Source organism: Rhodococcus sp. 14C212, assembly GCF_011058195.1.
Lineage (GTDB): Bacteria > Actinomycetota > Actinomycetes > Mycobacteriales > Mycobacteriaceae > Rhodococcus > Rhodococcus aetherivorans.
Genome location: NZ_JAALEH010000005.1, coordinates 104447 through 117059, shown reverse-complemented (window position 1 = coordinate 117059; position 12613 = coordinate 104447). Strand labels below are relative to the sequence as shown.

Genomic DNA, 12613 nt, shown 5'->3' with positions numbered 1-12613 from the left:
CGTGGATCGGGCTCGTCTGCAATCTACGGGAACCGTGCCCCGCGGGGCGGTTCACCGGCGCGAACACCCGGGTCGTGGCAGGCTCTGATCATGAAGAAGCTCACTGCCGTGCTGGCCGCGGGTGCCGCGGCCGTCGTGCTCGTGTCCTGCAGTTCCGGTGACGACGCGTCGAACGAATCCGATGCGGCGCGCACGACGCTCGGCGGGGCGGCCTCGAGCCTCGCCTCCGCCGCGTCGAGTGTGGCCGAGCAGGCGCGCGGCGCCTTCGACGAGGCGAAGCTCGCGACGTTCGTCGCCGCGTTCCGCACGGGCTACCCCAACCTCGCCGCCGACCGCGACGACGCCTCCATCGAGGCGATCGTCATCGAGACATGTCCGCTGATCGACTCCGGCGCGAGCGACCAGGAGGTGATCGCCAAGGTCGGGGAGCTGGCACAGAACGGGGACACCACTCCCACCGAGGAGCAGGCCGGCCGCATCTCGCAGCTCGTCCGGGTCGCCTGCTGACGCCCGCGGTGCGGGGATCTTCGGCGCCGGCCTGACGCTCGGGCACCGCTTCGCCACCTGGGATCTGCGGCCGTGGCACGACGACGCCGAGTGGCTGGTGGCCGTCGCACGCCGTGGGGATGGAAGGGGCGCGACCGCGACCACGTAGAATATTGATTCCGTGAGCCTAACCCTCGGAATCGTCGGTCTTCCCAACGTCGGAAAGTCGACGCTGTTCAACGCGCTGACCAAGAACGAAGTGCTTGCCGCGAACTACCCGTTCGCCACCATCGAGCCGAACGTCGGCGTCGTCGAACTGCCGGATCCGCGGCTGGAGCGGCTCGCCGAGATCTTCGGGTCGCAGCGGATCCTGCCCGCGACCGTGTCGTTCGTCGACATCGCCGGCATCGTCAAGGGCGCCTCCGAGGGTGCCGGTCTCGGCAACAAGTTCCTCGCCAACATCCGGGAGGCCGAGGCCATCTGCCAGGTCGTGCGGGTGTTCGCCGACGACGACGTCGTCCACGTCGACGGCCGCGTCGATCCGCTCGCGGATATCGAGATCATCGAGACGGAGCTGATCCTCGCCGACCTGCAGACCCTGGAGAAGGCCCTGCCGCGCCTCGAGAAGGAGGCGAAGAAGAACAAGGAACTCAAGCCCCTGTTCGACGAGGCCGTCAAGGCCCAGGGCGTGCTCAACGAGGGGAAGACCCTTTTCGCGGCGAAGGACTCGCTCGACTTCGGCCTGCTGCGCGAGCTGAACCTCATGACGACCAAGCCGTTCCTGTACGTGTTCAACGCGGACGAGGCGGTGCTCACCGACGAGGCGAAGCAGCAGGAGCTCCGCGCGGCCGTCGCCCCGGCCGACTGTGTGTTCCTCGACGCGAAGGTCGAATCCGAGCTGATCGAACTCGAGCCCGACGAGGCCCAGGAGCTCCTCGAGTCCATCGGTCAGACCGAGCCGGGCCTGCACTCGCTCGCCCGCGTCGGCTTCCACACTCTCGGCCTGCAGACCTACCTCACCGCCGGGCCGAAAGAGGCTCGTGCATGGACCATCCCGCAGGGTGCGACCGCACCGCAGGCCGCCGGCGTCATCCACTCCGACTTCGAGCGGGGCTTCATCAAGGCCGAGGTCGTCTCCTTCGAGGACCTCGACTCGGCCGGGTCGATGGCCGAGGCGAAGGCCCGGGGCAAGGTCCGCATGGAGGGCAAGGACTACGTCATGGCGGACGGCGACGTCGTGGAGTTCCGCTTCAACGTGTAGATGTATATGAGGCCACGACGTTGGTGACACCGGCTCGGCGTCAGCTCACGAGCCGTTGTCGGTGACGATGCGGTTGATGCGGCCGATGCCGTGGCCGGCTCGAGGGCGATCCGCCGCGCCGACCACTTCTGCTCGCGTCGAAACTGCTCGAGCCGGGCGACGACCTCGGCCGTCGCGTCCACCGGGTTGCCGAGCGCCGCGCAGGCGCGGCGCTCAGCAACCCGGCACGGGTGCCTCGCCCAGCGTCCGGCGGGTGACGAACTTCCGCGGCGTCCCCGACAGTGGATCGCTGAACTCCAGTTCCCGCGCGAGCAATTGGAGTGGGAGGGAATGATCGTCCGGCGCCTCGGGCAGCAGGTCGGGATACCAACGGTCGCCCAGGATCCCGGCGCCGAGCGCTGCCAGATGCACCCGCAACTGGTGCATCCTTCCGGTGTGCGGACGCAGAACCGTGTGCAGCACAGCACGTCCGGAGGCGCTCACGCCGGTCCCACTCACCTCGACCACCGTCTCGGCGTTGGGCTCACGGAAGTTGTCGACGACCACCCGTAATTCGCCGCGTCGCGCCTCGATGTGGTTGCGGTAGACGATGGGCAGGGCGCGCCCGGCAAGCGCCGGTGCGTCCGGGTCCCACCCGGCCGGTCGCGCCGACACCGCCTCGTAAACCTTCACGACCCGCCGCTTTTCGAACAGCGACTGGTATGCGCCGCGCGTCGCGGGACGGGCCGAGAACATCACCAGGCCGGCGGTCGCTCGGTCGAGTCGATGGATCGGCGTCAGGTCCGGGTTGTCGAGGCGGATCCGCAACCGGACGAGCGCGGACTCGCGCAGGTATCGCCCGCCCGGGGTGGTCGGGAGGAAGTGCGGCTTGTCGATCACGACGAGGTCGTCGTCGACATGCAGGATCTCCTCGTGGAACGGCATCGGTTCCTCCACCGGCAGATCGCGGTAGTACCAGACGAACCGATGCGTGCCCAGCGCGGTGCCGCGACCGATCGGACTGCCGTCGGAGCCCACGATCTCGCCGGCGTCGAACCGCCGGTACAGGTCGTCGGCGTCCAGGTGGTCGAACCTCGCGACGACGTACGCGGCGATCGTTGCCCACGGACCGGACGTCGGGACGCGCAGGCGCGTCGGTCCGACCCCGTTCTTGACGGGGAGCGGTGAGGGCATCGGCACGCCCGTCATCATCCCACCGCCTGCCGGCTCGTCCGTGCCGCGGGTCGCGACGAGACGTGGGCGGGACGGCCCGGCCTACAAGTGACCGCCGGGCCCCGCGACGCGGAACCCGGCGATCTCCTGGGGCGTGTGATCAGTGGAGCCCGACGACTTCCTGGGCGATGGCGGCCAGGCGGGTCTGGGCGGCCGACACGACGCCGTGCCGGTTCTTGTGGGCCTCCTCGTACGCGACGATCGCGCGGACGTCGGCCGGTTCGGTCAGTTCCTTGACCGCGGCGACCGCCTGGGAGACGTTGAGGCTGTCGTAGTCGGGGATCGGGAGTTCCTCGGTGGAGAGGATCCCGGTTGCGCTGCGGGCCGTGTGGATCGCCCGGGCGGTCCCGTCCGCTCCTTCGCGGCGGGTGACTCGTTCGGCGGTCTCGAGCGCGGCGTCCCGGCTGGCCGTCAGGGTCTTCGTGGCGACGTCGCCGGCATGTGCGCCACGTGCCAGCAGCGAACCCAGGGCGGGCCGAGTGGAGCGGGCGGCGTCGATCGCGCGGTCGATGCCGCGCGTGGACCACATCAGCGGGATGTTGACGATCCGCACGGCCGCACCGGCGGCGGCCTGCAGCGGGGTGCGCCGCAGCGCGGCGGGTCCGCCGAGTGCATCCTCGGCCAGGACGGTGGTCAGCCACTCCACGGTCGCGCTGTGGGCGGTGATCAGCCGGTCGGCCAGGCCGACGACCGTGGGGGCTGGGGCTGTCGTGGCGAGGGCCTTGAGGTAGCGGGCGCGGTCGAGGAGCTGGTGCTCGAGCGCGAGGTCGCCGAGCAGTGCCTCGTCGAACGGCTGGGCCTGTTCGACCGTGGCCTTCACCGCGGCGGCGGCGCGGCCGACGAACGGGCCGATGACGTCGGGCAGTCCGCCCAGCTCGCGGATGGTGCGCTCGATGGCCTCGGCGCGGGCGCGGCCGTTGGCGGCGTTCTCGGTCAGTTCGCGGCGGACCGCCTCGGTGCGGGCCTGGGCGATGCGGGTCTCAGCGACCTGGATCTCGGTGTTGGTCAGGTCGAGCAGTGCTCGCAGCTGTGTGAGCAACGTAGCGGTGTCGGTCTTGGTCATCGTGCGTTCGCTCCTTCGGTCGATGTCATCGATGGGGCTCACCGACGTGACACGATTCGGCTACCCGGCTCCTACCGGCGGGTAACACGGTGTGAGGGAGGACACATCCACGGGGGTGTGGCCGGGGGCCTGCTGGTCCGGCCCCGACGCCGGCGATCAGTCCGCGCGCGACATCACCGCCACCAGGAACTCGGAATCGTCGGTGAACGGGCGCAGATCCCAACTCGAGAGCTTCAGGTCCACCGCGAGGCCGCTGGCCGCGGCGTCGGCGAGGAACTGCGGGAACTCGTAGCCCCGGTCGGCGCCGAACCCCACGACCGCCCGGCCCGTCGGGGCGAGATGGCGGGCGAATCCCGCCAGTACCGCGCCCCGGGTGGAGGGCGCCAGGAAGGTCATCACGTTGCCCGCGCAGACGATGACGTCGAAATCGGCGGCGACCCCTCGGGCCGGCAGATCCAGCTCGGCGAGATCACCGACGAGCCAGGTCGGGCCGGGATGGTCCTCCTCCGCAGCGGCGATCAGCACCGGATCGACATCGACGCCGACCACCACGTGGCCGGCGTCGTGCAGATAGCCACCGAGGCGGCCCGGGCCGCATCCTGCGTCGAGGACGCGTCCGCCGCGACCGAGCATCGCATCGACCAGCCGGGCTTCGCCGACGATGTCCTTGCCTTCCGCCGCCATCGTCCGGAAGCGCTCCACGTACCAGGTGGAATGCGCGGGGTCGGCAGCGGTGATCTCTTCCCACTGACTGGGGGTGCGATCGCTGGGAGTATGTGCACTCATCGTCGGTTCCTCCTCGGTTCGGCCGCGCGGCGAGCCGCTGTCACCGTGTGCGGCCCACCTTAGGCACCCGGGGCGTCGGCTTGCCGATTGCCACCCGCCCCATGCCCGGTCGCCGACCTGTCTCGGGCAGGTTGACATTTCCGCGCGCTGGGGCAAATCTCCGATGGGACGAATCCGACGACGGCGGCCGCGGCGTGCGCCGTGCAACCTGCCCACTCGACCTCCGGTGCAAAGGAGCGCGACGTGAATTCCCGCGATGTGAATTCCCACGCCCAGCCCGATCGTCCGGTTCCGGACGAGGCGCCCGTCGCCGAGGACCGGCCCGGCACGCCCCGGCAGGTCCGCCGGTATCGCAGGGGCCGGGCCCATCGCCTGGAGAACGCCCTGATGAGCGCGCTGGTCCGGGCCGGCGTCGTCCCGCACTCGTACCTGCTGACCACCCGGGGCCGGCGCACCGGCCGGAAGCGCGCCAATCCGGTCACGGTCGTCGAGCATGCAGGCCGGCGTTGGCTGGTAGCGCCCTACGGGGCGGTGCCCTGGGTGCTCAACGCGCGCGCTTCCGGCCGCATCGGCCTGACCCGCAGGTTCCGCACCCGTCACTACACGATCCGGGAGGTGCCGGCGCGGGAGGCCGGACCCGTCCTGCAGAAGTACGTGGCCATCGCATCCGCGACCCGGGACTACTTCCAGGCCGACAAGAACGCCTCCACGCAGGAATTCGAGGCCGAGGCCGACCGCCACCCGGTGTTCGAACTCGCCCCATCCGGTGCGTCCGAGGGCTGAACCGGACCTCTCCGGCACCGAACCGCTCCGGAACCGCGGCACCCCGGAGAGGCGGCCGGATCCGAAGTCGGATTCCCCCCCGGGGCTGTTATTCATTCGTGACCGTTTGTTGCCGTTCGGTGATGTCGGCAGGGGTAGGAATGTCACCGTAGCGGGGCATGCTCATGCACGTCAGGCTCAGGAGCATCAGCAGCAACGGTCGAGCGACGACCGTGCGGTGCGTACGAGGTTGGGACGTGACCATGGCTACCAGACCGGCATCCCCCGCTGTGTCCTCCGAACGGGCTGTGTCCTCCGAACGGGCCGCGTCCTCCGAACGGGCCGCCTCGCTCGTAGAGAACCCCGGGGTCGGCTGGATTCTGTTGACGCTCTTCGGTCTCGGTGGGGGACTGGTGGCGGCCTCGATCGCCGGGTCGTTCCTGATCGGGATCTCGGTGGTGGTGCTCGTCGGCGGGCTGGCCGCGGTGCTCGTCGCCGCCGTGTGATCTCCGGTCCCGGCTGGGGAAGGTCGGGACCGGGCCCGTCGCCCGCACCGGGCCTATGCGCAGCGGGTCGCGCGTGCGACGCTGGGGTCATGGTGTTCGTCCTCTCCGACCCCACCCGGCACGCGGATACCGAGGCCACGGGCCTGCAGGTGACACCGTCCTACGCGCCGGTGCGCCGACTGGACTCCGGCGCGCTCGCGGCGGTGGAGGTCCAGTTGCGCGGCCCCGCGGACGGGCCGCTCGCCACCGCGGAAGCCCTGCGGGTCGCGGCGCGGACCATGAGCGAGAAGCGGCACCTCGACCGGCTCAAGTGGTCGGTCGCGCAGTCGCGGCCGGTCCGGAACGTACCCGCGCTGGTGGCGATGGACCTGGAGTCGGTCGAGAGCCTCGACGCTCCCGATTCGGAGGGATTGCGGCGCGACGTCGTGGTGATCACCGAGGAGTCCCTGACCGCCAACCCGTCGCGGACGCTGCGCGCGGTGGCCGACGCCCGCCGCGGCGGCAAGGTCGTCGCGGTCGACGAGGTCGGCTCGCGTCCGCAGTCCCTGGCCCTGTTGCCGCTCGTCGAACCGGACGTGATCATCCTCGCGGCGCGGCTGCTGGCCCATCGTGCGGACACGGACACCGCCCGCACCGCGCACGCCGTGGCCGCCCAGGTCGAACGAACGGGCGCGCTCGTGATCGCGGACGGCGTCGACTCCGAACTGTGCCGGCGACGGGCGCTGGGTCTCGGGGCCACGTACGGGCTCGGGGCGCTGTACCCCGCCGTCGACACCCCCGAACAGCTCGACGAAGAGGGGATCGACCCGTTTCCGCCCGCCCCCGTCCGCAGCGTCCGCCCGGAGGAGGTCCGCACCCCGTTCGCGATCGCCTCGGTGGGGCGCCGGCCCGTGCGCAGCCTCAAGCGCCTCCTGGTCGCGATGAGCACGAATCTCGAGAAGCAGGCCGGCGCCGCGGGCCCGGAGACCGTCGTGCTCGGCACCTTCCAGTACGCCCGGCACTTCGGTGAGCGCACCCGCGCGCGGTGGCACTACATGGCGGACCGGATCGCGTACGCCGGGGTGTACGGCGTGGGCCTCGGGCACTACGCGGAGGCGGGCATCCACCACGCACCGCTCGACCCGGACGACCCGCTGGTCGAGGAGTGGAACGTCGTCGTCCTCGGCCCGCACTTCGCGTGCGTGCTGTCGGCCGTGGACCTGCATCGCGGCACCGCCGACCTCGACCGCGAGTTCGACTACGTCGTCTCGTACGACCGCGACACCGTGGTGCGATGCGCCCGCTCGATCATGGACCGGTTCACGACGACGTAGGGCCGGCCGGCGCGGGTGCCACCGGTCCGATCAGGACCCCCGGGTTCAGGATGCCCGCCGGGTCGAGAGCCGACTTGGCCGCCCGCAGGACCGCCGCGAACGGGTCGGGACGTTGACGGTCGTACCAGGGCCGGTGATCCCGGCCGATCGCGTGGTGATGGGTGATCGTGCCGCCTGCGGCGAGGATCGCCTCCGACACGGCGGCCTTGATGTCGTCCCACTGGGCCACCGTGCTGCCCCACCGGCCCGCGGCGTAGATGCCGAAGTAGGGTGCGGGGCCGTCCGGGTACACGTGGCTGAACCGGCACGCGATCACCCCCGGCGCGCCCGCCCGGCGCAGCGCGTCGTTCGCGGCGTCGTGCACCGCCGCCCGTAGAGAGTCGAATGTGTCCCACGTGCAAGCGGTTTCGAAGGTCTCGACGATCATCGACCGCGCGGCGAGGGCGTCGCGCAGGTACGGCATGCGCAGGAACGACGACCGCCACCTGCCCGCGGCGCCCGTGCCCCTCTCGTCGCCGGTGGAGTCGGTCCGCCGCGGCGCCTCCGGCGCGGTGCCGCCGTGTTCGCGGCACAGTTCGACGGCGCGGTCCATCCAGGCGTCCACGGGGTGATCGGCCGACTCGAAGGCGAGCAGGAGGACGCCGCCCGCCGACGGCGTGGCCGCGTTGACGAACGCCTCGACGGGGTCCAGCAACCGGCAGTTGGCGGGCCGGAGACCGGACTGGGCGACGGCGCGGGTCGCCGCCACCGCCGCTCCGTAGTCGGCGAAGTGCACCGACGCGTCCGCCCGCCACCGGGGGCGCGGATGCAGCCGCATCCAGGCCTCGGTGACGACACCGAGGACCCCCTCCGAACCGAGGAACAGGCGATCCGGCGACGGTCCCGCTCCCGAGCCGGGCAGGCGACGCGATTCGCACGTGCCCGCGGGGGTGACGACCCGCATCGACTCGACCAGATCGTCGATGTGGGTGTATCCGGTCGCGAAGTGACCTCCCGAACGCGTGGCCAGCCAGCCTCCCAGTGTGGAGAACTCGAACGACTGCGGGAAGTGGCGCAGGGTCAGACCGGACGGGCGCAGTTCGTCTTCGAGCGCGGGGCCCAGGGTGCCCGCCCCGATGCGGGCCGCCCGGCTCGTGCGGTCGGTCTCCCGAACTCCTTCGAGGGCACCGAGATCCATGCTCACCGCACCGGAGAAGTCGCCGTCGAGCCGGGGCTCGACACCGCCGACGACGGAGGTGCCGCCGCCGAACGGAATCACGGCGACGTGCGCCCGGGCGCACCAGTCCAGGACGTCCACGATCTCGGCCTCGACGGTTGGCCGCACGACGAGGTCGGGCGGATGGCGCAGGTCGCCGAGCAGGTTCCGGACCACATCCCGGAACGCGCGCCCGTGGGTGTGGGCGGCTCGGTCCGCCGGGTCGGAGGAACACAGCGCCGCAAGGGAATCCGGTGGGGCGATCCGCGCGGGCGGCAGTCCGAGCGACTGCACGGCGGGCGGCGGGTGGTCCGTCAGGTCGGCGCCGGGCAGCAGGGCCGAGGCACGATCGACCAGGTCCCGCAGCTCGACGCCGCGCACCGCGTCCTCGACCGTGCCCCAGCCCCACCAGGACCGCGTGCCGGATCCCGTCACCGGACCCGCCTCGCGGTCCGCTGGCTCACAAGGCCGCGTCCGGCGTCGACAGCACGAGGTCGGCGGTGGTGGTGAAGCCGGTGGGCCCGTGCGGGACCCGGCCGGCCCGTTCCAGCACCAGATGCGCGGCGCGGCCGGCCAGGCGCAGCGTCGCTATCTGGTTGCCGAAGAACGGTCCCGTCGCCTTGGTCCACTCGATCGGCACCGGCGGCACCTCCGACACGCGCCCGAGCGCGAAGCGCACGGTCCGTTCCATCGCCCGGCTCCAGGAGACGCGGAACACCGCCCGGACCGCGGCGGGCACGTAGTTGTGCAGCGGCGAGCAGGTCAGCTGGTACACCCGGGTCGACATCGGATCCGGGAACCACGCCTGCGCGACGTAGGCGTGGTGCACGTCGCCCGAGAGCACGCAGATCGTCGCGGGGGGACGGCCGGACGGGCCGGTGCAACGGCCCCGGCCGATGTCGGCGAAGAGCCGGGCGAGCCGGTCGAACGAGTCGCGGAACGCCGCCCAGTGCTCGAGATCCGCGCCGCGACGGACGACCTCCGCCCAGCGGGCGACCCGATTCCCGCGCACCCCGGCGGCGAGCCGCTCGTCCCAGGACTCGAGATCGTGCAGCGCCCGCGGCAGCAGCCACGGCAGCGACGTCCCGACGAGCAGGTGGTCGTAGTCGCCCTGGGTCTGCCGCTCGATCCAGGAGAACTCCGGGTCCGAGACCATCTCCCGCCGGCCGCCGGACAGGACCCGCCCGCACCGCGAGTCGATCACGAGCAGCCGCACCCTCCCGAGGTCGCGCCGGTAGGACCACTGGGCGCCCTTCGCGCCGTCGGCCTCCTCGTCCGCGGCCGACGCGAACTCGCGCAGCAGCGGCTCGGCGTCCCCGTCGGCCTTCCGGACGCGCTGGTACAGCGCGTTCTCCGCCAGCTGGACGGGGTCGAGGTTGCCGAGGTGCTGGTACACCCAGTACGACGCCAGCCCGCCGACGATGCGTTCCTCCCACCACGAGGTGGCCTCGACCTCGTCGCGCCAGGACTGCGAGGTGTTCCAGTCGTCGTGCACGTCGTGGTCGTCGAAGATCATCGAGGTCGGGACGGTGGACAGCAGCCACCGCACGTGCGGATCGGACCACGACTCGGCGTAGAGCCAGGTGTACTCCTCGTAGTTGCGGACCTGCGGGCCGGGAGGCTCGTCGAGGTCGTGGCGTTCGCGGATCCGCTCGAGGGTCTGTTCGGACAGCTCGTCGGCGTAGACCTGGTCGCCGAGGAGCAGCAGCGCGTCGGGCCACCGGTCCGGCGACCGGGTCATCATGCGCTGCGCGTACGCGTCGAGGGCGTCGGCGCCGAGCTTGTCGTCGTTCTCGGTGGCGGACGTGGTGGCGAACCGGCACGAGCCGAAGGCCAGTTCGAGCGGCCCGCCGTCGCTGAGGGTGCGGACGACGGACGCGGGGAAGTCCGGGTGCGGCCAGACCGGATCGCCGTCGAGGCGAACCTCGTACGCGGTGGTCGAGCCGGGCTCGAGGTCCTCGATCACCACCAGTGCGTAGTGGTGGCCGGCCACGGTCCAGGTGTGCTCCCGGTGGCCGAGAATCTCGACGCTGCACGGGTCCGACGTCTCCACCCACACGGTGGCGTCGCTGCGACCGACGTGCCGAAGAACCGGGCCCAGGATCAGCTCTGCCATGGCGCCACCTACCTCGGGGTTCGGATCGGCGATACAGCCATGCGCACGAGCCTACTGGTCCGCGGGGTCTCCGCGGCCCGGCTCGGCCGATTCGTCGCCGGGGGTGGTGCCGGGCGCCGATGCGGAGGATGGTGAGGGGTGCCGGGCGACCGGCGAGCAGGTGTGCACCGCGAGGGGATCGGAGCGAAGCCGTTGAGTACCGAGCACAGGCCCGAGGATCCGCTGGAGAACATCGACGAGGACACGAAGCGCCGGGCGAAGGAACAGGCGGAGGAGATGCAGCGCCGTTACGAGCCGGGGGCTCGGCCGACGGTGACGCTGCCCGGGACCGGGGGGACGGTGTCGGGCACGGCGTTCGCCGACCTCGTCGACACGGGGTCCGACGAGGTCGACGAGGAGGGCGACACCGCGGGCGGGCGCTGAACCCGCACCGCGGGCGGGCGCCGAGCCCGGACGGCGGTCACGTCCGGGCGAGCAGCGCGTCCAGCGCGACGTAGCTCTGGCCGAGGCCCTCCGCCATGCCGGAGTTCAGCATGCCGTCGCGTTCCTCGGGCGTGTGGAACTGCGAGACGGTGACCACGCGGGTGCGGCCGTCGCCGAGGTCCTCGAACGTCGCGGTGTCGATGGCGACGTATGCCGGCATCCCGTCCCACTCGAAGGACTGCACGATGCGGTCCTTGGGCGTGATCTCCCGGAACCGCCCCTCGAATCCGTGGGTTTCGCCGTCGCTGTGCTCGACGAACCGCCAGCGTCCACCCCGTTCGAACTCGTAGCGTTCGACGTCGAGCCGGTTGCCCCGACCCCACCACTGGGCGAGCAGTTCGGGCTCGGTGTAGGCGGCCCACACGCGGTCGCGGTCGGCGGCGAAGACGCGCTCGACCCGGATCTCGCGCTCGCTGGGAGTCGTAACGGCAAGCGGAGCAGAGGGATTCGTGGTGGTCATGACGTTCCTTTCGTTCGGTCGAGGAACTCCGCAAGGCGGTCCATGCGGCCCTCGATCATCTGCTGGTGGTTGCGGATCCAGTCCGCCTCCCGCTCGAGCGGGTTGGTGCCGAGCCGGCAGTAGCGCACCCGGCCCTTCTTCTCGGTGACGACGAGACCTGCCTCCTCGAGTAGCCGGACGTGTTTGGTGATCCCGGTCGGTGTCATCCGATACCGGGCGGCCAGGTCGCTGATCGAGGCCGGTCCGGCGCGCAGGTCCTGGAGGATCCCGCGCCGGGTGGGGTCCGACAACGCCGCGAACGTGGCATCGAGACTCGAATACTGAACCATTAGGTTCAGTGTTGCACCCGGGGCGGAGCCCTGTCAACGGTCCGGGCGGGCCGATACTGTGCAGTTCATGCCGAAGTCCTTCGCCTTCACCACCGAACTGGACCACCACGTCCGGGACGTGCACGCGGCCCTGATCGACGAGCGCTACTGGCTCGACCGGGTGGCGGACCGGGCGAGCGCCACCACGGTGGTCGAGGAACCGCACGGTCCGGGCACCGTGCGGGTGACCGTCACGGACCGGTCCGAACCCTCGGAGCTGCCGTCGATCGTGCGCGGGATGCTGCGCGGACCGCTGGTCGTCGAGCGCACGGACGAATGGGGTCCGCTGGTAGGCGAGGCCGCCGAGGGGCGGCTGTCCGGGGGCGCCACCGGCCTGCCCGTCGCCCTCGAGGGACGCTCGCGGCTGCGGGTGAGCGAGACCGGCGGCACGTTCATCGACGTACAGGGGCAGGTCGTCGTCCGGGTCCCGCTCCTCGGCGGCCGGATCGAGTCGATGGTGCACGGGATGGTCCTGCAGATCGTCGAGAACGATCGGATCGCGATCGCGGCGTGGCTGTCGCGCTGACCTGCCGCGACCGCCCGTTCCGCGCCTGCTGCGCCGCCGCGGCGGCGAGCCCTGTCGCCGCGGTGTGATAAGCCGG

Annotated in this window: 14 protein-coding genes; 7 read left to right on the top strand and 7 right to left on the bottom strand. The window is 71.4% G+C overall.

The window, feature by feature from the left end:
• Positions 1-90: 90 nt before the first annotated feature.
• Entirely contained in the window at positions 91-507 is a 417-nt protein-coding gene (locus tag G6038_RS04405; protein ID WP_165036103.1) for a hypothetical protein, read from the top strand.
• Between the two features lie 160 nt (positions 508-667).
• A complete protein-coding gene (gene ychF / locus G6038_RS04395) occupies positions 668-1747 on the top strand; it encodes a redox-regulated ATPase YchF (RefSeq protein ID WP_165036102.1) in 1080 nt (359 codons plus the stop codon).
• A 213-nt stretch (positions 1748-1960) separates the two neighbouring features.
• On the opposite strand, the gene G6038_RS04390 is transcribed toward ychF, so the two are convergent.
• From G6038_RS04390 to G6038_RS04380, 3 genes are all read right to left on the bottom strand, one after another.
• A complete protein-coding gene (locus G6038_RS04390) occupies positions 1961-2938 on the bottom strand; it encodes a pseudouridine synthase (protein ID WP_165036101.1) in 978 nt (325 codons plus the stop codon).
• A gap of 121 nt (positions 2939-3059) precedes the next feature.
• Complete coding sequence (locus G6038_RS04385) at positions 3060-4022, bottom strand: ferritin-like domain-containing protein (protein ID WP_165036100.1); 963 nt, start codon at positions 4020-4022, stop codon at positions 3060-3062.
• A 156-nt stretch (positions 4023-4178) separates the two neighbouring features.
• Complete coding sequence (locus tag G6038_RS04380) at positions 4179-4808, bottom strand: class I SAM-dependent methyltransferase (protein ID WP_165036099.1); 630 nt, start codon at positions 4806-4808, stop codon at positions 4179-4181.
• 243 nt (positions 4809-5051) lie between these two features.
• Between G6038_RS04380 and G6038_RS04375 the strand changes: the two genes are divergently transcribed.
• The 3 genes from G6038_RS04375 (at position 5052) to G6038_RS04365 (ending at position 7389) form a co-directional block, all read left to right on the top strand.
• Positions 5052-5591 carry a nitroreductase family deazaflavin-dependent oxidoreductase gene (locus tag G6038_RS04375; RefSeq protein ID WP_346772739.1) on the top strand — a complete coding sequence of 180 codons (540 nt, stop codon included), beginning with the start codon at positions 5052-5054 and terminating at the stop codon, positions 5589-5591.
• Between the two features lie 287 nt (positions 5592-5878).
• Complete coding sequence (locus tag G6038_RS04370) at positions 5879-6076, top strand: hypothetical protein (protein WP_165036098.1); 198 nt, start codon at positions 5879-5881, stop codon at positions 6074-6076.
• An 89-nt stretch (positions 6077-6165) separates the two neighbouring features.
• On the top strand, positions 6166-7389 hold the full coding sequence (locus tag G6038_RS04365) for an EAL domain-containing protein (protein ID WP_165036097.1): 1224 nt from the start codon (positions 6166-6168) through the stop codon (positions 7387-7389).
• Here the strand turns inward: G6038_RS04365 and G6038_RS04360 are convergent.
• Together G6038_RS04360 and G6038_RS04355 are read right to left on the bottom strand one after the other, a co-directional pair.
• On the bottom strand, positions 7376-9019 hold the full coding sequence (locus tag G6038_RS04360; RefSeq protein WP_165036096.1) for an FAD-binding oxidoreductase: 1644 nt from the start codon (positions 9017-9019) through the stop codon (positions 7376-7378). The genes G6038_RS04365 and G6038_RS04360 overlap by 14 nt on opposite strands.
• A gap of 25 nt (positions 9020-9044) precedes the next feature.
• Positions 9045-10700 (bottom strand): alkaline phosphatase D family protein, encoded by a 1656-nt coding sequence (locus G6038_RS04355; protein WP_165036095.1) that lies wholly within the window; start codon positions 10698-10700, stop codon positions 9045-9047.
• A 222-nt stretch (positions 10701-10922) separates the two neighbouring features.
• Between G6038_RS04355 and G6038_RS04350 the strand changes: the two genes are divergently transcribed.
• The gene (locus G6038_RS04350) at positions 10923-11123 is read left to right on the top strand and encodes a hypothetical protein (RefSeq protein ID WP_240918297.1); all 201 of its coding nucleotides are present in this window, start codon (positions 10923-10925) and stop codon (positions 11121-11123) included.
• 37 nt (positions 11124-11160) lie between these two features.
• Here the strand turns inward: G6038_RS04350 and G6038_RS04345 are convergent, their stop codons facing one another.
• Both G6038_RS04345 and G6038_RS04340 read right to left on the bottom strand, forming a co-directional pair.
• The gene (locus G6038_RS04345) at positions 11161-11643 is read right to left on the bottom strand and encodes an SRPBCC family protein (RefSeq protein WP_165036093.1); all 483 of its coding nucleotides are present in this window, start codon (positions 11641-11643) and stop codon (positions 11161-11163) included.
• Positions 11640-11972: a metalloregulator ArsR/SmtB family transcription factor gene (locus G6038_RS04340; protein ID WP_043799194.1), complete on the bottom strand. Its 333-nt coding sequence runs from the start codon at positions 11970-11972 to the stop codon at positions 11640-11642. The genes G6038_RS04345 and G6038_RS04340 overlap by 4 nt, the downstream gene beginning before the upstream one ends.
• A gap of 67 nt (positions 11973-12039) precedes the next feature.
• On the opposite strand from G6038_RS04340, the gene G6038_RS04335 reads away from it, so the two are divergent.
• Positions 12040-12537, top strand: coding sequence for a DUF2505 domain-containing protein (locus tag G6038_RS04335; protein ID WP_206024250.1), 498 nt, complete (start codon positions 12040-12042; stop codon positions 12535-12537).
• Positions 12538-12613 lie beyond the last annotated feature (76 nt).

What these genes read in the sequence shown, in the direction of transcription:
- G6038_RS04345 (WP_165036093.1), bottom strand. Translation starts at nt 11,643, where the DNA reads ATGACCACCACGAATCCCTCTGCTCCGCTTGCCGTTACGACTCCCAGC.
- G6038_RS04385 (WP_165036100.1), bottom strand. Translation starts at nt 4,022, where the DNA reads ATGACCAAGACCGACACCGCTACGTTGCTCACACAGCTGCGAGCACTG.
- G6038_RS04405 (WP_165036103.1), top strand. Translation starts at nt 91, where the DNA reads ATGAAGAAGCTCACTGCCGTGCTGGCCGCGGGTGCCGCGGCCGTCGTG.
- G6038_RS04365 (WP_165036097.1), top strand. Translation starts at nt 6,166, where the DNA reads ATGGTGTTCGTCCTCTCCGACCCCACCCGGCACGCGGATACCGAGGCC.
- G6038_RS04340 (WP_043799194.1), bottom strand. Translation starts at nt 11,972, where the DNA reads ATGGTTCAGTATTCGAGTCTCGATGCCACGTTCGCGGCGTTGTCGGAC.
- G6038_RS04390 (WP_165036101.1), bottom strand. Translation starts at nt 2,938, where the DNA reads ATGATGACGGGCGTGCCGATGCCCTCACCGCTCCCCGTCAAGAACGGG.
- G6038_RS04380 (WP_165036099.1), bottom strand. Translation starts at nt 4,808, where the DNA reads ATGAGTGCACATACTCCCAGCGATCGCACCCCCAGTCAGTGGGAAGAG.
- G6038_RS04335 (WP_206024250.1), top strand. Translation starts at nt 12,040, where the DNA reads ATGCCGAAGTCCTTCGCCTTCACCACCGAACTGGACCACCACGTCCGG.
- G6038_RS04355 (WP_165036095.1), bottom strand. Translation starts at nt 10,700, where the DNA reads ATGGCAGAGCTGATCCTGGGCCCGGTTCTTCGGCACGTCGGTCGCAGC.